The sequence below is a fragment of the Pandoraea anapnoica genome, assembly GCF_902459765.1.
GTDB classification, from domain to species: Bacteria; Pseudomonadota; Gammaproteobacteria; order Burkholderiales; family Burkholderiaceae; genus Pandoraea; species Pandoraea anapnoica.
In genome coordinates, this window is sequence record NZ_CABPSP010000001.1 from 1 (window position 1) to 18,680 (window position 18,680).

Annotated in this window: 18 protein-coding genes; 13 read left to right on the forward strand and 5 right to left on the reverse strand. The window is 64.2% G+C overall.

The window, feature by feature from the left end:
• Window positions 1-79: 79 nt before the first annotated feature.
• Window positions 80-1,258, reverse strand: coding sequence for a methionine adenosyltransferase (gene metK, locus PAN31117_RS00005; RefSeq protein WP_150575112.1), 1,179 nt, complete (start codon window positions 1,256-1,258; stop codon window positions 80-82).
• Window positions 1,259-1,445: 187 nt separating this feature from the next.
• Between metK and PAN31117_RS00010 the strand changes: the two genes are divergently transcribed.
• From PAN31117_RS00010 to PAN31117_RS00030, 5 genes are all read left to right on the forward strand, one after another.
• Window positions 1,446-2,342, forward strand: a complete 897-nt coding sequence (locus PAN31117_RS00010; RefSeq protein WP_150736405.1) for a lipid A biosynthesis lauroyl acyltransferase — start codon at window positions 1,446-1,448, stop codon at window positions 2,340-2,342.
• Between the two features lie 43 nt (window positions 2,343-2,385).
• Entirely contained in the window at window positions 2,386-3,237 is an 852-nt protein-coding gene (gene dapF, locus PAN31117_RS00015) for a diaminopimelate epimerase (RefSeq protein ID WP_150736406.1), read from the forward strand.
• Between the two features lie 147 nt (window positions 3,238-3,384).
• On the forward strand, window positions 3,385-4,053 hold the full coding sequence (locus tag PAN31117_RS00020; protein WP_150736407.1) for a DUF484 family protein: 669 nt from the start codon (window positions 3,385-3,387) through the stop codon (window positions 4,051-4,053).
• Window position 4,054: 1 nt separating this feature from the next.
• Window positions 4,055-5,092 carry a tyrosine recombinase XerC gene (gene xerC, locus PAN31117_RS00025; RefSeq protein ID WP_150736408.1) on the forward strand — a complete coding sequence of 346 codons (1,038 nt, stop codon included), beginning with the start codon at window positions 4,055-4,057 and terminating at the stop codon, window positions 5,090-5,092.
• A 233-nt stretch (window positions 5,093-5,325) separates the two neighbouring features.
• Entirely contained in the window at window positions 5,326-6,540 is a 1,215-nt protein-coding gene (locus PAN31117_RS00030) for a class I SAM-dependent rRNA methyltransferase (protein ID WP_150736409.1), read from the forward strand.
• A 36-nt stretch (window positions 6,541-6,576) separates the two neighbouring features.
• Here the strand turns inward: PAN31117_RS00030 and PAN31117_RS00035 are convergent, their stop codons facing one another.
• Entirely contained in the window at window positions 6,577-7,449 is an 873-nt protein-coding gene (locus tag PAN31117_RS00035) for a DMT family transporter (RefSeq protein WP_150736410.1), read from the reverse strand.
• A gap of 201 nt (window positions 7,450-7,650) precedes the next feature.
• Here PAN31117_RS00035 and PAN31117_RS00040 point away from each other — a divergent pair, with 201 nt between their 5' ends.
• From PAN31117_RS00040 to hslU, 7 genes are all read left to right on the forward strand, one after another.
• Window positions 7,651-8,145, forward strand: a complete 495-nt coding sequence (locus PAN31117_RS00040) for a Fur family transcriptional regulator (protein WP_046290399.1) — start codon at window positions 7,651-7,653, stop codon at window positions 8,143-8,145.
• A 61-nt stretch (window positions 8,146-8,206) separates the two neighbouring features.
• Complete coding sequence (locus tag PAN31117_RS00045; protein WP_150736411.1) at window positions 8,207-9,283, forward strand: CobW family GTP-binding protein; 1,077 nt, start codon at window positions 8,207-8,209, stop codon at window positions 9,281-9,283.
• Between the two features lie 394 nt (window positions 9,284-9,677).
• Window positions 9,678-10,097 carry an RNA polymerase-binding protein DksA gene (dksA, locus tag PAN31117_RS00050; protein ID WP_039401961.1) on the forward strand — a complete coding sequence of 140 codons (420 nt, stop codon included), beginning with the start codon at window positions 9,678-9,680 and terminating at the stop codon, window positions 10,095-10,097.
• A gap of 189 nt (window positions 10,098-10,286) precedes the next feature.
• Window positions 10,287-10,790: a hypothetical protein gene (locus PAN31117_RS00055; protein WP_150736412.1), complete on the forward strand. Its 504-nt coding sequence runs from the start codon at window positions 10,287-10,289 to the stop codon at window positions 10,788-10,790.
• Between the two features lie 226 nt (window positions 10,791-11,016).
• Complete coding sequence (locus PAN31117_RS00060; RefSeq protein ID WP_246188852.1) at window positions 11,017-13,185, forward strand: TonB-dependent receptor; 2,169 nt, start codon at window positions 11,017-11,019, stop codon at window positions 13,183-13,185.
• A 328-nt stretch (window positions 13,186-13,513) separates the two neighbouring features.
• Window positions 13,514-14,065, forward strand: a complete 552-nt coding sequence (gene hslV / locus PAN31117_RS00065; protein WP_039394773.1) for an ATP-dependent protease subunit HslV — start codon at window positions 13,514-13,516, stop codon at window positions 14,063-14,065.
• A 131-nt stretch (window positions 14,066-14,196) separates the two neighbouring features.
• Window positions 14,197-15,555 (forward strand): ATP-dependent protease ATPase subunit HslU, encoded by a 1,359-nt coding sequence (gene hslU / locus PAN31117_RS00070; RefSeq protein WP_150736413.1) that lies wholly within the window; start codon window positions 14,197-14,199, stop codon window positions 15,553-15,555.
• 91 nt (window positions 15,556-15,646) lie between these two features.
• Here the strand turns inward: hslU and PAN31117_RS00075 are convergent, their stop codons facing one another.
• The gene (locus PAN31117_RS00075) at window positions 15,647-16,189 is read right to left on the reverse strand and encodes a response regulator transcription factor (RefSeq protein ID WP_150558025.1); all 543 of its coding nucleotides are present in this window, start codon (window positions 16,187-16,189) and stop codon (window positions 15,647-15,649) included.
• Window positions 16,186-17,454 carry an ATP-binding protein gene (locus tag PAN31117_RS00080; protein ID WP_150663919.1) on the reverse strand — a complete coding sequence of 423 codons (1,269 nt, stop codon included), beginning with the start codon at window positions 17,452-17,454 and terminating at the stop codon, window positions 16,186-16,188. The genes PAN31117_RS00075 and PAN31117_RS00080 overlap by 4 nt, the downstream gene beginning before the upstream one ends.
• Before the next feature lie 270 nt (window positions 17,455-17,724).
• Between PAN31117_RS00080 and PAN31117_RS00085 the strand changes: the two genes are divergently transcribed.
• The gene (locus PAN31117_RS00085; RefSeq protein WP_150736414.1) at window positions 17,725-18,228 is read left to right on the forward strand and encodes a copper chaperone PCu(A)C; all 504 of its coding nucleotides are present in this window, start codon (window positions 17,725-17,727) and stop codon (window positions 18,226-18,228) included.
• 11 nt (window positions 18,229-18,239) lie between these two features.
• On the opposite strand, the gene PAN31117_RS00090 is transcribed toward PAN31117_RS00085, so the two are convergent.
• Window positions 18,240-18,518 (reverse strand): cysteine-rich CWC family protein, encoded by a 279-nt coding sequence (locus tag PAN31117_RS00090; RefSeq protein WP_150736415.1) that lies wholly within the window; start codon window positions 18,516-18,518, stop codon window positions 18,240-18,242.
• Window positions 18,519-18,680 lie beyond the last annotated feature (162 nt).

The window sequence follows — 18,680 nt, forward strand, 5'->3', positions numbered from 1 at the left end:
GCCGGTTTGACCCGAGCGGGGGTTTTGTCTGACTGGCGCCGGTCGAAACCGGCGCTTGCCGTGCAGCGTTTTAGCCGAATCAGGCGACAGCGCGCAGACCGGCGTCGGCCAGCAGGGCGTCGGCACGATCCGTGGCTTCCCACGAGAATTCCGGCTCTTCGCGGCCGAAGTGGCCGTAAGCGGCGGTCTTCTCGTAGATCGGGCGCAGCAGGTCGAGCATCTGGATGATGCCCTTCGGACGCAGGTCGAAGTGCTTCTCGACCAGCTCGGCGATGCGCTGATCGCTGATCTTGCCCGTGCCGAAGGTGTTGACCATGACCGACGTCGGACGCGCCACACCGATGGCGTACGAGACCTGAATCACGCACTTCGAGGCCAGACCGGCGGCCACGATGTTCTTCGCGACGTAGCGGCCAGCATAAGCTGCCGAACGGTCGACCTTCGACGGATCCTTGCCCGAGAACGCGCCGCCACCGTGCGGTGCAGCACCGCCGTACGTGTCGACGATGATCTTGCGGCCCGTGAGGCCGGCGTCGCCTTGCGGGCCACCGATCACGAAACGGCCGGTCGGGTTCACCAGGAACTTGATGTCGCCCTTGATCAGGTCGGCCGGCAGCACCGGCTTGATGACTTCTTCGATGACGGCTTCGCGCAGCGCTTCCAGCGCGATGTCCGGCGCGTGTTGCGTCGAAAGCACCACGGTGTCGATGCTGTGCGGACGGCCGTTTTCGTACTTGATGGTGACCTGGGACTTGGCGTCCGGACGCAGCCAGGGCAGACGACCGTCACGGCGCACTTGCGACTGGCGCTCGACCAGACGGTGCGACAGGTAGATCGGCAGCGGCATGAGTTCCGGCGTTTCGTCGCAGGCGTAGCCGAACATCAGGCCCTGGTCGCCTGCACCCTGATCGAGGTTGTCGTCGTGTGCGCGGTCCACGCCCTGAGCGATGTCCGGCGACTGGCGGTCGTAGGCGACCAGCACGGCGCAGCCCTTGTAGTCGATGCCGTAGTCGGTGTTGTCGTAACCGATGCGACGGATCGTTTCGCGTGCGACTTGCTGATAGTCGACCGTAGCGGTCGTGGTGATTTCACCGGCGAGCACGACGAGACCCGTGTTGCAAAGCGTTTCCGCAGCAACGCGCGCGTACTTGTCTTGCGTCAGGATGGCATCGAGAACGGCATCCGAGATCTGGTCTGCGACCTTGTCCGGGTGACCTTCGGAGACGGATTCGGAGGTAAAGAGATAATCGTTCGCCACTTGTGGCTCCTCTAACGTATTTGGCGACTCACGTTGCCGTCATCGGAGGAGAAGCGGCGACGCTTTAGCGGAAAGTTGGTCGAATGGGCTGCCTATGTATGGTGGCTCATTCGAATCGCCCCGCAAGTTGTCAGTTAACTCGGCGATGTCGCTTATTATACGCCCCTGAAGAAATCCTGCTTGCGACATGGCTACCACTCCCAAGAAATCCCTCGGGTACTACCTCAGCGTGGGTCTGCTGCGCGGACTCAACCTGCTGCCCTATAGCTGGGTCGCGCGTTTCGGCGCGGGCATCGGGCACCTGTTGTACCTGATTCCGAGCTCCCGAAAGCGGGTTGTGCACACCAATCTTCGCCTGTGCTTTCCGCATTGGGACGACGCCACCCGCGAGCGCGTGGCCCGCGCATCGTTCGTCCACGCGATCCGCAGCTACGCGGAGCGCAGCGTTCAGTGGTTCGGCAGCGGCAAGAAGCTGGAGCGCCTCATCGAACTCGATTCGGCCGTCGATTTGCGCGCTCCGGACATGCCCCCCACGATCCTGCTCGGCTTCCACTTCGTGGGCATCGAGGCGGCGTCCGTGTTCATCAATTACTCGCTGCACCGGCCCTGCGCCTCGCTTTACACGCCAATGTCGAACCCGGCGTTCGACGCCATGGCCCGCGAGCAGCGCGGCCGTTTCGACGCCGAGATGATCCCGCGCGGCGACAGCGCCCGCGACGTGTTGCGCATGTTCCGCAAGAAGAAGCCGGTCATGCTGGCGGCGGATATGGACTACGGCGCGCGAAATTCCACGTTCGTGCCCTTTTTCGGGGTCGAGACTTGCACCCTGACATCGGTGTCGCGACTGGCAGAAGTCGGCCGGGCGCAGATTCTGCCGTTCATCGGCGAAGTGCTGCCTAACTTCAAGGGCTACCGTCTGAAGGTGTTCCCGATCTGGGAAAACTACCCCAGTGGCGACCCGGACGCCGACGCGCGCCGCATGAACGCCTTCCTCGAAGAGCAGATTCTCAAGATGCCGGAGCAGTACTACTGGGTCCACAAACGTTTCAAGACGCGCCCCGAGGGGCAGCCCGGCGTCTATTGACCGGCACCGGATGCGCGTCGACCTTCTCCACTACAATAGCGGCATGAAGCTCAAATTCACCAAGATGCAAGGCGCCGGGAACGACTTCGTCGTGATCGACGGCATCTCGCAGACCATCGATTTCACGCCCGAACAGTGGCGTGCGCTCGCCGACCGCCACTTTGGCGTCGGCGCGGACCAGTTGCTGCTCGTCGAACGCTCCGCCATGCCGGGCGTGGACTTCCGCTATCGCATCTTCAACGCCGACGGCGGCGAGGTCGAGCATTGCGGCAACGGCGCGCGCTGCTTCGTCAAGTTCGTGCGCGACACCGGCCTGACCGACAAGCAGACGGTGCGGGTCGAGGTGCAGCAGGGCGTGATTACGCTCACGATGCGTGAAGACGGTCAGGTCAGTGTGGATATGGGCGCACCGATTCTCACGCCATCCGACGTGCCGTTCGACGCTGCCGGTCTGGAAGGCCGTCGCGAGGGCGACGACACGCTCTGGCCGCTCGATGTCGCAGGCAAGACGACCTGGATTTCCGTGGTCTCGATGGGCAATCCGCACGCCGTGCAGGTGGTGGATAACGTCGACACCGCGCCGGTCGAGACGGACGGCCCGCTGGTCGAGCGTCACCCGCGCTTCCCGCGCCGGGTGAACGCCGGTTTCCTGCAAGTGGTGAGTCAGCACGAAGCGCGGCTGCGCGTGTACGAGCGCGGCGCGGGCGAAACGCTCGCCTGCGGCACGGGCGCGTGTGCGGCGGCGGTGGCGGGCATCCGTCGCGGTCTGCTCAAGGCACCGGTCGCCATCGAGACGCACGGCGGCACGCTCACTATCGACTGGGACGGCGCAAGCGGTCCGGTCATCATGACGGGACCGGCTGCCACGGTCTTCGAAGGTACGATCGAAGTCTGACGTCTTCGGCGTCAGGGCAGGCAGCATGGCATTGGTTTCAGACGGATTCTGATTTAGCGACCCAGGCGGCCGCCCGTCACCCTTGTGTTCGAAGCAGAGAAGGCACGGGACGACAGGCGGCAGTTGACGAACAGCAGACGGACATTCATGAACGACCGAGATATTGCGGAATACCTGATTGCGCATCCCGACTTCTTCGAGCGCCATGCCGAATTGCTGGCTGGCGTGCGGCTCACCAGCCCGCACGGCCAGCGGGCGGTGTCGTTGCAGGAGCGTCAGATCGAGATGCAGCGCGAGAAGACCAAGCAGATCGAGCGACGCCTCGCCGAACTGATGCGCTACGGCCACGAAAACGACGATATCTCGGGCAAGCTGCACCGTTGGACTCTTGGTCTGCTGGGCGAGCGCGACCCGCATGCGCTGCCCGAGGCGATTGCCCGCGGACTGCGCGACGTCTTCAATGTGCCGTTCGCGGCCGTACGTCTGTGGAACGTGGCCGCGCCGTATCAACCGGCCGAGTTCGCCCGCAGCGTCAGCGAAGAAGTGAAGATTTTCGCGACGAGCCTGGTCACGCCGTACTGCGGCGCGAACACTGGCTTCGAAGCAGTGACGTGGCTGAGTGCGCCGAGCGATCCCGCCTCGGTCGCCCTGCTCGCGCTGCGCGACCCGCAAGTGACTGACGGTCCGGTCTTCGGCCTGCTCGTGATGGGCTCGGAAGACGCGCGCCGCTTCCACGAAGGCATGGCGACCGATTTCCTCACGCAGATCGGCGAACTGGCCGGTGCTGCCCTCGGCAAGCTGCGCGCCGACGATTGAGATGCGCTCCGGATCTCCGGCTGGCAAGGGAAAGGCGACGAGCGGGGCGGCAGGGGTGACGCACGACACGTCGCCTCAGTCGTCGATTGACGCATCGCTTGAATCGCCTCCTGAACCACCGCTTGAGCCGGTCATCCGCACCTATCTGACGTCGTTGGCCAGCGAGCGCAAGCTCGCGGCGCTCACCCTGGAAAACTACACGCGCGACCTGCGTCAGTTGCAGCGTCTCGCGAACGGCCGTGCGCTCGAATCGCTGCAACACGGCGACATCCGCCGCTTCGTGATGAAGCTGCATAGCGAAGGGCTGGTCGGCCGCTCGATCGCCCGGAAGCTCTCCGCCTGGCGTGGCTACTTCGCTTGGCTCGCTCAGCGCACCGCGCTCGCCGCGAATCCCGTCGAAGGCGTGCGCGCACCCAAACAACCCAAACCATTGCCCAAAGCGCTGTCGCCCGATCAGGCGTCGGCGCTCGTCGAGTTCGCGACAGGCACGTCTGCCGAGGCCGTGCGCAACCGGGCGATGTTCGAACTGCTTTACTCGTCAGGCCTGCGTCTGTCGGAACTGACGGGGCTCGACCATCGTTACGTCGAGGCTGACGGCTACCGCTCCGCCAGTTGGCTGGATCTGGCCGAGCGCGAGGTCGTCGTGACGGGGAAGGGCAACAAGCGGCGCCGCGTGCCGGTGGGCGAGAAGGCGGCGCAGGCACTGGCGCAATGGCTGGAGATGCGCGCGCCACTGGCGACGGCCGAGCCGCACGCCCTGTTCCTGTCTGCGCGCGGCAAGCGCATCGGGGCGCGTGCGGTGCAGCAGGGGCTGGAGCGTCATGCGCTGGCTGCCGGACTGCCGACGCACGTGCATCCGCATATGTTGCGCCATTCGTTCGCGACGCACGTGCTGCAATCGTCCGGCGATCTTCGGGCCGTGCAGGAAATGCTTGGTCACAGCAATATTTCGACGACGCAGATCTACACGAAGCTCGATTTCCAGCACCTCGCCAAGGTCTACGATCAGGCGCATCCGCGCTCACGCAAGAAGCCCTGATTCTGGCCATCGCGCCGACGGTGATGTCGCGCCGGGCTGACAATTCGCTTTGCAGCGTGCGCGCCGAGTCGGTGTAGAATCGCGTCCTTCCCCAGCAAGTCCCGCACGTTGTGCGTTGTGCCGTCCGTGCGCCGGAGGCCTCCCGCGTGTGGCCGAGCCCGATCCCGATCCCGCCCGCCCGCCGTGCCGCGAGACTTGCCCGTCACCCGAATGCAACCGTTGGTCCGTCCCGCATGAATACCTTGACCCTCAAGCCCGGCAAAGAAAAGTCCTTGCTGCGCCGTCACCCCTGGATTTACGCCACCGCCGTGGCGCGTGTTGACGGCAACCCGGCATCTGGCGCCACGGTCGTGGTGCGGGCCGCCGACGGCCGTTTCCTCGCGCGCGCCGCGTTCAGCCCGGTGTCGGCCATCCGCGCCCGCGTGTGGACGTTCAACGAAAACGAGCCGGTCGATCACGCGTTCTTCAAGCGTCGCGTGTCGGCGGCGCTGGCGTACCGCGAAGAGATGGTGCGCGACACGGGCGCAACGCGTCTGCTCTTCGGCGAGGCCGACGGCCTGCCGGGCCTGATCGTCGACCGTTATCAGTCCGCACCGGGCCAGCCGGAAACCGACCAGCTCGTCTGCCAGTTCATGGCGGCGGGTGTCGAAGCCTGGAAGGACGCCATTACCAAGGCGCTCGTGGGGGCGACCGGCTGCCCGAACGTCTATGAGCGTTCCGACGCGGCGGTGCGCGAGCGTGAAGGCCTGCCGAGCATCACCGGCGTGCTCGCCGGGGCCGAGCCGCCCGAAGCCCCTGAGTTGCTCACGACGCATGAAAACGGCGTGAAGTATTACGTCGACGTGCGCAACGGACACAAGACCGGCTTCTACGTCGACCAGCGCGACAACCGTCGTCTCGTTCAGCAGCAGGCCAAAGACCGCGACGTGCTGAACTGCTTCTGCTACACCGGTGGCTTCTCGCTGGCGGCGCTGGCCGGCGGTGCGCAGAGCGTGCTGTCGATCGATTCGTCGGGTGAGGCGCTGGCGATTGGCGCGCGCAACGTCGAACTGAACGGTTTCGACGCCGCCCGCGCCGAGTGGCGCGATGCCGACGTCTTCAAGACCCTGCGCGCCCTGCGCGAAGAAGGCCGTACGTTCGACATGATCGTGCTCGACCCGCCGAAGTTCGCGCCGTCGGCCCATCACGTGGACCGCGCCGCGCGGGCTTACAAGGACATCAACATGGCGGGCTTCCGTCTGCTGCGTCCGGGCGGTCAGTTGCTCACCTACTCGTGCTCGGGCGCGATCGATGCCGATCTGTTCCAGAAGATCGTGGCCGGCGCGGCCGTCGATGCCGGTGTCGACGCACGTATTCTGCGCCGCCTGTCGGCTGGCATGGATCACCCGATGCTCACGCAATTCCCCGAAGGCGAATACCTGAAGGGACTTTGGTTGCAGCGTATGTGAGTGCTTGCTTTCTTGGGGCGGTCGGTCCGCCGGACATCAGCCCAGCGTGAGACCGACCACACCCAAGGCGATCAGCACGGCACCGCCCACGCGGCGGTGCATCTCGCCTTCTCCCAGCACCCGCACGCCGAGCAGCGCAGCGACCATCATCGACATTTCCCGCGCCGGGGCGACGTGCGAGACGGGCGCGTATTTGAGCGCCGTCAGGATCAGGAAATAGGACATCGGCGAAATCGTGGAAATGATCAGGATCTTGCGCCAGTTGGCCTGCCACAGCACGGCGATGCGGGCCGGGCGGGAGAATGCAGTCGGTGCGGACAACACGACCCGCAGTACGTTTTCCAGGTAGTAATAGACGAGCGGCGCGAGCATCAGGGTGCGGATGGCGTAAGCATCCGCCAGCGTATATGCCGCGATGAACCCACCCGTCAGCACGCCCCAGCCCGCACCCGCGTGCATGCTGCCGCGCCGGAACAGGCGTTCGCCACCGGCAATCACGAGCACACCACACACGACCAGCGCAATGCCCACCAGCGCCAGCCAGCCCGGGCGTTCGCCCAGCAGCACGATGGCGCCGATGGACGACAGCAACGGGCCGGTGCCGCGTGCGAGCGGGTAGACGACCGAGAGATCGCCCACGCGGTAGCCGCGCTGCAACACCAGCGTGTAGCCGTAATGCAACAGAGCGCTGACGGTGATGACACCCCAGCCGAGCGCCGACGGCCAGCTGGCTTGTCCCGCGAGGAAATACAACGCCAGCGGCGTGTAGATCACGACAGTCAGTAGGGCGTAGAGGAAGACCAGCTGCGGGCCACCGCCTTCGCGCGTATCAATGCGCTTGGCGACGAAATTCCAGGTGGCATGCAGAAACGCGGCGGTGACGACGAGGGCGAGGGCGGTGAGCGACATGACGAAGGGGGTTTTTTGTGTCAATTGTATGACGCATTGCCCATTCACTTCCCGTCACGTCGGCCGAATCGCATCCTATTCGTCGGCTAATATTCCCCCATTCCGGGCCTAAATGAGGCAACCGCAGGGGCATCAGCGGGGCCGTTCGGACCAATTTGCAACTCGGTTGCAGCGCCGACGGCGCTGTGCTTAAATCGATTCATGAGCCTTACTCAATTACAACCGTATCTGGAAGCTGCCCGCGCGAGCTTGCAGGAGCAATCGGGCCGCGTGACGTCGGGGCGTGTTCGCGTGCTGGCCTTGCTGCTCAAGGCAGGCCGCCCGCTCACTCATCAGGAAGTGCTGGCCGATCTGGCCACCGACGCCGATCCGCTCGACCGCGTGACTGCCTACCGCGTGCTCGACTGGCTGGTCGCACAGGGCTGGGCGATCAAGCAGGCGGGCGACGACCGTATCTTTCGTTTCGTCATGGCCGAGCACGTCGATCCCGAGCGTGCGAGCGCGCCGCGTCCGCATACGCAGCACGGTCATTTCCGCTGTGTACGCTGCCATCGAACTTTTTGTCTTGACGATTGGCCCCAGCATCCCCAATTGAGTGAGCGCGAACTCAAGCGCCTGCCCAAGGGTTTCGTGGGCGAACAGGTCGAGCTGCTGATTCATGGCACCTGCGCCCAATGCGCGGGCGCCACCAACTGACACGGCACACGCCGCCGCCGGCGCATTTCGATGCGCCGCATCACCACAGGACATTGCATTCATGACTCCCGTCACCATCCTGACCGGCTTTCTCGGCAGCGGTAAAACCACGCTGCTCAAGCGCATCCTGACCGAAGCGCACGGCATGAAGATCGCCGTCATCGAAAACGAATTCGGTGAAGAGAACATCGACAACGACATCCTCGTGCAGGACAACGCCGAGCAGATCGTGCAGATGAGCAACGGCTGCATCTGCTGCACGATCCGTGGCGATCTGGTGCAGGCGCTGTCCGATCTGAATAGCCAGCGCGACGCCGGTTCGATCCAGTTCGACCGCGTGGTCATCGAGACGACCGGCCTGGCGAACCCCGGCCCGGTGGCGCAGACCTTCTTCATCGACGACGAAGTGGCCGACACCTACCGTCTGGACGCCATCATCACGCTGGTCGATGCCAAGCACGGCCAGCAGCAGCTCGATCAGCACGAAGTGGTGCAGCGTCAGGTGGGGTTTGCCGACCGTCTGTTCATTACGAAGGCCGATCTGGTGACGCCGGACGCCCTCGACGACCTCAAGCACCGTCTCGCGCACATGAATCCGCGTGCGCCGCAGCAGGTAGTGGACTTCGGTCAGGCCGATCTGAAGGAGATCTTCGACATCCACGGCTTCAACCTGAACGACAAGCTCGACATCGATCCGGACTTCCTGGCCGCCGACGACCACGCGCACGACCACGACCACGGCCATGACCACGATCATTCGCACTGCGACCATGACCATGGGAAGTGCGACCACGAAGGTCACGACCACGGGCACGCTCACCACCATCACGCGCATCACGATGACGCCATCAAGTCGTTCGTCTTCCGCAGCGAAAAACAATTCGATCCGGCCAAGCTGGAGGATTTCCTCGGGAGCATCCTACAGGTGTACGGCGAACGCTTATTGCGTTATAAAGGCGTATTAAACATGCGCGGTATCGACCGCCGGGTCGTGTTCCAGGGCGTTCACCAGATGATGGGTAGCGACGTGGGCACGAAGTGGCAACCTGGCGAGACGCCGAACACCAAGATGGTGTTCATTGGCGCGGAACTGCCGAAAGACATCATCCTGCAAGGGCTGGAGCGCTGTCTGGTCTGAGCGGAATCGCCGAATTCGGTGACGGGAAAGCCCTAAATCGGGACTGTCGAACGATTCGGTTACAATACCTGCCCACTGGGACCGCCGCCAGCGAATCGACGCGGCATTTCCGGGGGGTAGGCAGGGGAGCACCGTCATGGCCACCGCCTCTCGCAAGACTGCCACCGCACGCCCCACGCGCCGGTCTGAACCGGCACTGGGCGCGGGCGCCAAGCGTGCTCCAGCAGGCAAATCGAAGACGGGCGACGAGGCCGCCGCCAAGAAGAAGGCGCCGCCCAAATCGCCCGGCAGGAAAGTAACCCAAGAAGCCGCCCGCGGCATTGCCGGTAAGCAAGACGTGCCACCCGCTACAGGGGCATCGCCGGATCATCCGAAAGAGACGCCACAGAAACCCATGAGCAAGCAACGACTTTTGACCGAGGCCGAAATTCTGAAGATGTCCGACAAGGACTACATGAATGCGGCTCAACTCGAATTCTTCAAGAATCGTCTGGAAGAGCTGCAAGCCGAAATTCTGCGTAACGCCGGGCAGACGACCGAGAACCTGCGGGAAACCGTGGTGGTTCCGGATCCGGCCGACCGCGCGACCATCGAAGAGGAACACGCGCTCGAGCTGCGTACTCGCGATCGCGAACGCAAGCTGCTGAAGAAGGTTCAGCAGTCGCTCGCCCGCATCGATTCCGGCGATTATGGCTGGTGCGAAGAAACCGGCGAGCCGATTGGCGTGCCGCGTCTGCTCGCCCGCCCGACGGCGACGCTGTCGCTCGAAGCGCAAGAGCGTCGCGAACTGCGTCAAAAGCTGTTCGGCGACTGATCGTCGGTCAACTGGCCCCGGCAACCGCGCGGTGGCGGTGCCCGGTGGCCTCAGCCGATCAAAGGCATGTCTTCGCGACATGCCTTTTTTCTTTCGCGGTCGTCATCCCTGCGCTGTCGTTCCTCATAACGCTCGCGGGTGACGTCACTTTATGGCAGAATTGCAACTCAGTTGCAATTCATGTCACTCATGGCTTCCATCGACTCTGCTTCTCGCCTGTGGCGTGTGCGTTCGCGCACGCGCGTTGGCCGTGGCCGCAGCGGATGGATCGTCTGGCTCATCACGGCACTGCTCTGTGTGCAGATGTGGGGCCTGCAACATGAAATTGCACACGCCCGCGAGTTGTCCGGCATCGGGCAACACACGTCGGGGCGCAGCGGCGCGCCTGCGGAAACGAACGCCGCCGAGGCCACCGCTGCGAATATGGCGGACGATGGCGACACCGCAGACGACGCCATCGCTGCCGACTGGTCCGTGCAATCGTCGCGCACGACACACGCCGGTTTCGGCACTCACCACCATCATTGCCATCTCTTCGAAGGGGCGACGCTCGCGGCAGCGATGGCTGTGGCGGTCCTCCAATGGGCAGGCGACGCCAGCACGGCGCACGCGCCGTTGCCGGTCAACGGACGAAGCCATGCGAGCGCCGTCGTCCTGCCGTTCGATTCCCGCGCTCCGCCGGTCACGGTCTGAATCCCCGCGCATTGCCTTGTGAATCGTCCCGTCGTCTGAGACGTAGGGTCGAGGCATTCGCATTGCCCTCGTGCACCTGACGAATTTGCGCCAGCACGCTCGCCGACGCGCATCAGCGCTGCTTGCGCCGCGCCGCCGGGCGGTTGCCGTGCGCCCATTCGTCCGGCTGCTGCGCCGACATACGGGGCCCCGGCCCCATCAGACCGAATACAAACACAAGACCGACATGGCCATCTCTACCCTTCGCGTCGCGCGTCAACGCGCGACGTCCTCGCTCGCCCCGACTTCAGACGTGGTATCCGTCGCACATCGCCGCACGTCGCCCAGACTCGCACCGCTGCCGCTGGCGGCGGCGCTCACCTTCAGCGCTTTCGCCATCACCAGCCTGTCCGTTCAGGCGGCGGAAGTGTCGACGCAAGCTCCGGCAGTCGCCGTAGCACCGGCCGCGCCGGAAGCTGCGCTGCCCGTTACGTTCGTCACGGGCAACCCGCTCGGACGCGCCGCCGCCGATCTCGCCGCCCCGCTCACGGAACTCGACGGTCGCGCGCTGGCGCTGCGTCGCGCCACCACGCTGGGCGAGACGCTGGACGGCCTGCCCGGCGTGTCGGCCACGTCGTACGGCCCGAACGTCAGCCGCCCGATCATTCGCGGACTCGACGGCGATCGCATTCGCGTGTTGCAAAACGGCACGGCCTCGCTCGACGCCTCATCGCTCTCCTACGACCACGCCGTGGCGCAGGACCCGCTCTCCATCGAGCGCGTGGAAATCGTGCGCGGCCCGGCAGCGCTGCTCTATGGCGGTAACGCCGTCGGTGGTGTGGTCAACACCATCGACAACCGCATTCCCCGCGAGGCGCTTAACGGTATTTCCGGTGCGACGGACTTCAACTACGGCGGTGCGAACCGCGAGCGCGCCGGTGCGGCGCAGCTCGAATTCGGCAACGGCCAGTTCGCGTTTCACGTCGATGGTTTTGCGCGCAAGAGCGCCGACCTGCGCATTCCCGGTTTCGCCCGTTCGGCGCAGCAACGCGCACGCGACGACGAAGACACGAAGCAACCGTCGGGCACCCTGCCCAATAGCGATGGCCAGACCAGCGGTGCGGCCGCAGGTGCTTCGTGGACGTGGGCCAACGGCTATGCCGGACTGTCGTACTCTGGTTACGACGCCGACTACGGCACCGTCGCCGAGGAGAACACGCGCATTCGTCTGCGTCAGCAACGTCTCGCGCTGGCGAGCGAAGTGCGTAATCTGAGCGGCCCGTTCACGGCGTTCAAGTTCGACTTCGGCTACACCGACTACGAACACAAGGAAATCGAGAGCGGCGTGACGGGCACGACGTTCAAGAACCACGGCTACGAGGGGCGCATCGAAGCGCGTCATGCGAAGATCGGGCCGCTCGAAGGCGCGGTCGGTGTGCAGTTCTCGCAGAACACGTTCTCTGCGCTCGGCGAAGAAGCGTTCGTGCCGAAGAGCGACACCACCAACGTGGCGCTGTTCGCGCTCGAGGAGTGGGCCGTCAATCAGGCCGTGAAGCTCTCGTTCGGCGCACGCATCGAGCATTCCAGCGTGAAGCCGAGTTCCGGAGGCAACGAGCGCTTCGAGAACCTGCCGTCGCGTAACTTCACGCCGGGGAGCGTTTCGGCAGGCGCGGTGTTCGCGCTGGCACCGGCATGGTCGTTGGCGGTGAACACCTCATACACCGAGCGCGCGCCGACGTTCTACGAGTTGTACGCAAACGGCCCGCACCTCGCGACCGGCGTGTACGAAATCGGCAATGCGCAGGCGAAGATGGAAAAGGCTTTCTCCACCGACCTGGCACTGCGTTACGAGAGCGGTCCCAACAAGGGCAGCGTGGGCGTGTTCTACAGCCGCTTCTCGAACTTCATCGCGCTGAACAATACGGGGCAGACGGTGGAGGGCGAAGAGAAGCCGCTGCCGGTGTATCAGTACGCAGGGGTGCCCGCCGACCTCTACGGCTTCGAAGCACAGGGCCGTGCGCGCGTGTGGCAGGGCTACGGCGATGTCGACGTCGAGCTGCGCGCCGACTACACCATCGGCCGCAATCGCAACACCGGCGAACCGCTGCCGCGTATCGCGCCGTTGCGTCTGACGGCGGCGGTGATCTACGGACTGGGGCACTGGGGCGCACGTCTGGAAATGGTGCACGCGAGCAATCAGGGGCGGGTCCCGTCCAACGATCTGACGACGAACGGTTACACCACGCTGGGCGCTGCGCTCACGTATCAGTTCAAGGCGGGTGGTGCGCAGTGGCTGGCCTATCTGAAGGGCGAGAACCTGACCAATCAGGAAGTGCGTCTCGCGAGTTCGGTGCTGCGCGACATTGCGCCGCAGGGCGGCCGTGCCGTTCGCGTGGGGTTGCGCACAACGTTCTAAGCGGCGTGGCGCGCTGAGCATCCCGCAAAATCGGGGCAATTTCCGAGAAATTGCTTCGTGGCTTCCAATTCGTGCGGTGCAATGCCGCGCGAATGTCACGATCCATGCCGCTTTGTGCGGCATCGGCCTGTCGTCGACGGCGCGTCTTGCACGATGCCGTCGACGCCTCTTGATATTCTTTCGATTGCCCTAAACTACACTCACGTCTCGCCCGGCAGGGCGCGTTGTCACCGATCCAACCGCTGTTCAACGGTGGTTCGGCGGTGATGGACGCGACGTCCGGGCCAATCGTTACGGGGCGCATGTCGCCCCCCGAAAAGGAACAGGCATGGAGCAATATCACGGCACCACCATCGTCTCCGTTCGGCGCGGCGATCAGGTCGCGCTTGGCGGTGACGGACAGGTCACGCTCGGCAACATCGTGATGAAGGGGACGGCGCGCAAGGTCCGCACCATCTATGACGGCAAGGTCATGGTCGGTTTTGCGGGCGCTACCGCAGACGCCTTCTCGCTGCTTGATCGCTTCGAGGCGAAGCTCCAGAAGCATCAGGGGCACCTCACGCGCTCGGCCGTCGAACTCGCGAAGGACTGGCGTACCGATCGTATGCTGCGCCGCCTCGAAGCGATGATGATCGTCGCCGACGCGGAAACCACGCTGGTCATCACCGGTAACGGCGACGTGCTCGATCCGGAAGGCGGCGTGGCGGCCATCGGCTCGGGTGGTTCGTACGCACAGGCGGCAGCACGCGCGCTGGTCGAGAATACCGATCTGACGCCGGCCGAGATCGTCAAGAAGGCGCTGACGATCGCGGGCGAAATGTGCATCTACACCAACGACAATCACATCATCGAATCGCTGCCGCCCAAGGCAGCGAAGTAACGACGGACGACGCACGTGCCGCAGCAGGTGGACTCCTGCGGCACGCTCTGCCGGCCGGTGGCTGATCGTCGTATCGACAGCCGTCCGGCCGGGCGTCGCCCTCTTTGCGAACCCCTAATCTGGCGAAAGTCATGACCCATATGACCCCCTCCGAGATCGTTTCCGAACTCGACAAACACATCATCGGCCAGCACAAGGCCAAGAAGGCTGTTGCGGTGGCGTTGCGCAACCGCTGGCGTCGTCAGCAGGTGGCCGATCCCCTGCGTCAGGAAATCACGCCGAAGAACATTCTGATGATCGGACCGACGGGCGTCGGCAAGACCGAAATTGCCCGCCGTCTGGCCAAACTCGCCGACGCGCCGTTCATCAAGGTCGAAGCCACCAAGTTCACGGAAGTCGGCTATGTAGGCCGCGACGTGGACAGCATCGTGCGCGACCTCGCGGAAATCGCGATCAAGCAAACACGCGAAGCCGAAATGAAGAAGGTGCGCACCAAGGCCGAAGATCGTGCCGAGGACCGCATTCTCGATCTGCTGTTGCCGACGGGCCGCGAATCGTCGCGCGATATCCGTTTTGGTTCGGCGTCGGTGGAAGCCGAGCCGGGCGGCGAAGATAACGCCACGCGTCAGACTTTCCGCAAGCGTCTGCGCGAAGGCGCGCTCGACGACAAGGAAATCGAACTCGAAGTCGAGATCCCGGTGCAGGGCATGGAAATCATGGGCCCGCCGGGCATGGAAGAAATGACCGAGCAGATCAAGGGCATGTTCGCGAATCTGGGCAACCAGAAGAAGAAGCGTCAGAAGCTCAAGATCAAGGACGCGCTCAAGATCCTGACCGACGAAGAAGCGTCGAAGATGCTCAACGACGAAGAGGTCAAGCAACTGGCGCTGCGCAACGTCGAGCAGAACGGCATTGTGTTCCTCGATGAGATCGACAAGATCGCCACGCGCAGCGAAGTGGGCGGCGGTGACGTCTCGCGTCAGGGCGTGCAGCGCGATCTGCTGCCGCTGGTCGAAGGCACGACGGTGAGCACGAAGTTCGGCATGATCAAGACGGACCACATTCTGTTCATTGCGAGCGGTGCGTTCCATCTGGCCAAGCCGAGCGATCTGATTCCGGAACTGCAAGGCCGCTTCCCGATTCGCGTCGAACTCGAGTCGCTGTCGGTCGAAGACTTCGAAGCGATTCTCACGCAAACGGACGCGAGCCTCGTGAAGCAGTATCAGGCGTTGCTGGCCACCGAAGACGTGACGCTCGAATTCGCACCGGACGGCATCAAGCGTCTCGCGGAGATTGCGTTCTCGGTCAACGAGAAGACGGAGAACATCGGCGCACGCCGTCTGTACACCGTCATCGAAAAACTGCTTGAAGACATTTCGTACAGCGCAGGCAAGCAGTCCAACGAAGTGGTCACGATCAACACCGAGTACGTGAACCGGTTCCTGGAAGAAGTGGCGCAGAACGAAGATCTGTCGCGTTACGTGCTGTAAGTGCTGGAATGGCGTAACGTCTGCTCGTTTGCGCGTTCGCAGCACCATGAAAAAAGGCCCCTTGGGGCCTTTTTTCTTTTCTGCGTCCGACTTACTGCTTGACCGGTCGCTTGAGCAACTTGCGTTGCAGCGTGCGTCGGTGCATGTTCAGCGCTCGGGCCGTGGCCGAGATGTTGCCGTTGTGCTCGGCGAGCACGCGCTGAATGTGTTCCCACTCCAGTCGCGCGACCGACAGCGGCGACGGGTTTTCGATGGCTTCGTCTGCCTGCGTTTCGCTCGCATCGCTACGCAGCGATGCAAGGATCGTATCGGCATTAGCTGGCTTGGCCAGATAGTTGTCTGCACCGTCCTTCACAGCCTGCACGGCGGTGGCGATGCTCGCGTAACCGGTGAGCACCAGCATGCGGGCTTTCGGTTGCAGCGCGCGCAGCGGCGCGATGAGCGGCAGGCCGGAGTCATGGCCGAGATGCAGGTCGACCGAAATGAGATCGAACTGACGCGTGCGGGCCGCGAGCAAGGCGGCGGCGCCGTCGGCGGCGATCTGCACGTCGTAGCCGCGACGCGTCAGGGCCCGGGCGAGCGTTTCGGCAAAGACGACGTCGTCGTCGATAAGAAGGAAGTGGGAGGCGTTCATGTCTGACTCCGCGAACCGAAGAAGAAAGTGGCCATCGGCAGGCGCAATTCGGCGCGCGTGCCTTGCGGCATGTTGGGGGTGAGGGTGATGTCGCCGCCGAGACGTTGTGCGCTGGCAAAGGCGAGATACAGCCCCATGCCGTGTCCGCCATGCGTGCTCATGACAGGAGAGTTACCCAGCCGGGTGCGCAGCTCGGCGGACATGCCCGGGCCTTCGTCGCAGACGGTGAAGCGCACGTCGTCCGGCGTGGCGGCCACGTCGAGCGTGACGGACGACGGACTGAAGTACGCCGCGTTATCGAGCAGGATCGTCAGGATTTGTCCGACCTGCACGGTGTCTTCGATGCGCGTGGTCAGCTCCGGCGGCACGTGCAACTGGAATTGCACCTGCGGATGACGTAAGCGCCACTGCGTGGTGAACGCAGGCAACCATTCCGCCATCGCCTGACGCACGGGTGCTGCCGCACGCATCTGCACATGACCTATCGCGCTCTTGCACAGCGCAATCTGTTGCTCCAGCGTCTGCAGATCGGGCTCGAAGGACTTCAGTGCGTCGTTGCCGAGACTTTCACTGCGTAGCTCGCCCACGACCACGGCCATCGTCGAGAGCGGTGTGCCGAGTTCGTGTGCGACGCTCGCAGCCTGCGCGCCGAGCGCGGCCATCCGTTCGTCGCGCAACAGACGCTGCTCGGCGCGGGCGAGTTGCGCGTCGCGGGCACGCAGGGCGCGCGACATGCGCGATACGAACCACGCAATCACCAGCACGCTGACCACGAAGTTCACCCACATCCCCGCAAGATGCAGACGCAGCAGATTTCCCGGATCGGCCAGATCGAGCGGCACGTACTGGAAATTCAGCGCGCCGTAGGCGACCAGCGAGAGCAGCGCGAGCTGCGACGCGTTGCGCCACGGCAGCACGGCAGCGGCAATGGCCAGGCCGGGCAGGAACAGCGAGACGAACGGATTGGTCGCGCCGCCGGAGAAGAACAGCAGCGCCGTGAGGGCGGCCAGATCAACCAGCAACTGGCTCATCAGATCGAGATCGGTGCGACGCTTGGCCCGTTCGACACCGCGCCGGGCACGTATCCACGTGAGCACGTTGAACAGCACTTCGAGCGCGACGATGGTGAGCATCGGCTCCAGCGGAAGCCGCACGCCTAACCAGAGTTGCGCGACGCCGATGGTCGCCAACTGGCCGACGATAGCCAGACAGCGCAGCCAGAAAAGCTGGACGACGTTCGTCCGCTCGATGGGAAAATGAGTCATACGACAAGTGTACCAAGTCCGGGTGACGCGCCATCTGGCGTTGCGAGGCGCTGCGACACTCTGCCGCATCGGTCTGAGGCCGAGTATTACGTGGGCGGCACACGCTTTTATCGGCGCACGACTACAATGGACCTTCACGTTTTGCGCGACATCTCGCCGCGCAATGTCTTCATCCGAAAGGCAGACATGGATTGGGACGGGGCGGCGTCGGACAATGTTCGTCGACGCCTGTCATTCGTCAGCCCGTCGACAACAAAAAAAGGAGTTTGCATGAAGCACAAGCTTTTAGTGGCGGCCGCATTCAGTCTTGGCATGGCATCGGCTTCGGTCTTCGCGCAGTCGGCGCAAGTTGACGTGTCCGGTGCATGGGCGCGCAGCACCGTCCCGGGTCAGACGTCGTCGGCCGTCTACATGACGCTCCAGGCGCATCAGGCGACCACGCTGCTCAGCGTGAGCACCCCCGCCGCCGCGAACGCGGAAGTGCATGAGATGAAGCTCGAAGGCACGGTGATGAAGATGCGCGCGCTGCCCAAGGGGCTGCCGCTGGAGGCCAACAAGCCGGTGGAACTCAAGCCGGGCAGCTATCACATCATGCTCACGGATCTGAAGGGGCCGCTCAAGAAGGACGACACTGTGCCGGTGACGTTGAAGTTCGAGACGGCCGATCACAAGACGTCCGAACAGTTGGTGAAGGCCACCGTGCGTGACCTGACGGCGGCGGCGCCGGCCGGTGGCGGCATGGCTGGCATGGCGCACGGCGCACATAGTCAGTAAGCGTCGAGTCGCTAAATAGAGGTGTCCGGATCGGCGGCGGTGGCGTCGACCGGCACGCCAGCGGCGACGAGCGCTGCGCGCAGGCACGCCGGACAGAGGCAAGCGCCCATGCCCAGCCGTGCCGACGCGGGCAGACGTGGCCAGTCGAGGCACCAGCATTGCACCTCGTCCGCGGCGCCGTCGCTTCCCGTCTTTCCGCTTCCCTGCGCCACCGCCCCACACGCCACGACTGCGCCGCACTGCGGGCAGCGCGACGGATCGACCGGCTCAATACATATGTCGACGGTCATCGGCTCCCCCGGTCGGCGCGATCCCAATCCCCTGCGTCGCCCAGCGATTTCCGTCCTGTGAGAGACGCGTCGCCACTCATGGCCGCCTGCCAGTTGTACAACTGCAACAGCACAGACGCTGTCATCGACCGGCCACACGCGCCCGGGTACGGCGCGCGAAGC

Excerpts from the sequence above, each read along its gene's own strand:
- PAN31117_RS00020 (WP_150736407.1), top strand. The coding sequence starts at position 3,385 with ATGAACGACCGAGATATTGCGGAATACCTGATTGCGCATCCCGACTTC.
- PAN31117_RS00055 (WP_150736412.1), top strand. The coding sequence starts at position 10,287 with ATGGCTTCCATCGACTCTGCTTCTCGCCTGTGGCGTGTGCGTTCGCGC.
- PAN31117_RS00040 (WP_046290399.1), top strand. The coding sequence starts at position 7,651 with ATGAGCCTTACTCAATTACAACCGTATCTGGAAGCTGCCCGCGCGAGC.
- hslU (WP_150736413.1), top strand. The coding sequence starts at position 14,197 with ATGACCCATATGACCCCCTCCGAGATCGTTTCCGAACTCGACAAACAC.
- xerC (WP_150736408.1), top strand. The coding sequence starts at position 4,055 with ATGCGCTCCGGATCTCCGGCTGGCAAGGGAAAGGCGACGAGCGGGGCG.
- PAN31117_RS00090 (WP_150736415.1), bottom strand. The coding sequence starts at position 18,518 with ATGACCGTCGACATATGTATTGAGCCGGTCGATCCGTCGCGCTGCCCG.
- PAN31117_RS00060 (WP_246188852.1), top strand. The coding sequence starts at position 11,017 with ATGGCCATCTCTACCCTTCGCGTCGCGCGTCAACGCGCGACGTCCTCG.
- PAN31117_RS00085 (WP_150736414.1), top strand. The coding sequence starts at position 17,725 with ATGAAGCACAAGCTTTTAGTGGCGGCCGCATTCAGTCTTGGCATGGCA.
- hslV (WP_039394773.1), top strand. The coding sequence starts at position 13,514 with ATGGAGCAATATCACGGCACCACCATCGTCTCCGTTCGGCGCGGCGAT.
- PAN31117_RS00010 (WP_150736405.1), top strand. The coding sequence starts at position 1,446 with ATGGCTACCACTCCCAAGAAATCCCTCGGGTACTACCTCAGCGTGGGT.
- dksA (WP_039401961.1), top strand. The coding sequence starts at position 9,678 with ATGAGCAAGCAACGACTTTTGACCGAGGCCGAAATTCTGAAGATGTCC.
- PAN31117_RS00045 (WP_150736411.1), top strand. The coding sequence starts at position 8,207 with ATGACTCCCGTCACCATCCTGACCGGCTTTCTCGGCAGCGGTAAAACC.
- PAN31117_RS00080 (WP_150663919.1), bottom strand. The coding sequence starts at position 17,454 with ATGACTCATTTTCCCATCGAGCGGACGAACGTCGTCCAGCTTTTCTGG.
- PAN31117_RS00030 (WP_150736409.1), top strand. The coding sequence starts at position 5,326 with ATGAATACCTTGACCCTCAAGCCCGGCAAAGAAAAGTCCTTGCTGCGC.
- PAN31117_RS00075 (WP_150558025.1), bottom strand. The coding sequence starts at position 16,189 with ATGAACGCCTCCCACTTCCTTCTTATCGACGACGACGTCGTCTTTGCC.
- PAN31117_RS00035 (WP_150736410.1), bottom strand. The coding sequence starts at position 7,449 with ATGTCGCTCACCGCCCTCGCCCTCGTCGTCACCGCCGCGTTTCTGCAT.
- dapF (WP_150736406.1), top strand. The coding sequence starts at position 2,386 with ATGAAGCTCAAATTCACCAAGATGCAAGGCGCCGGGAACGACTTCGTC.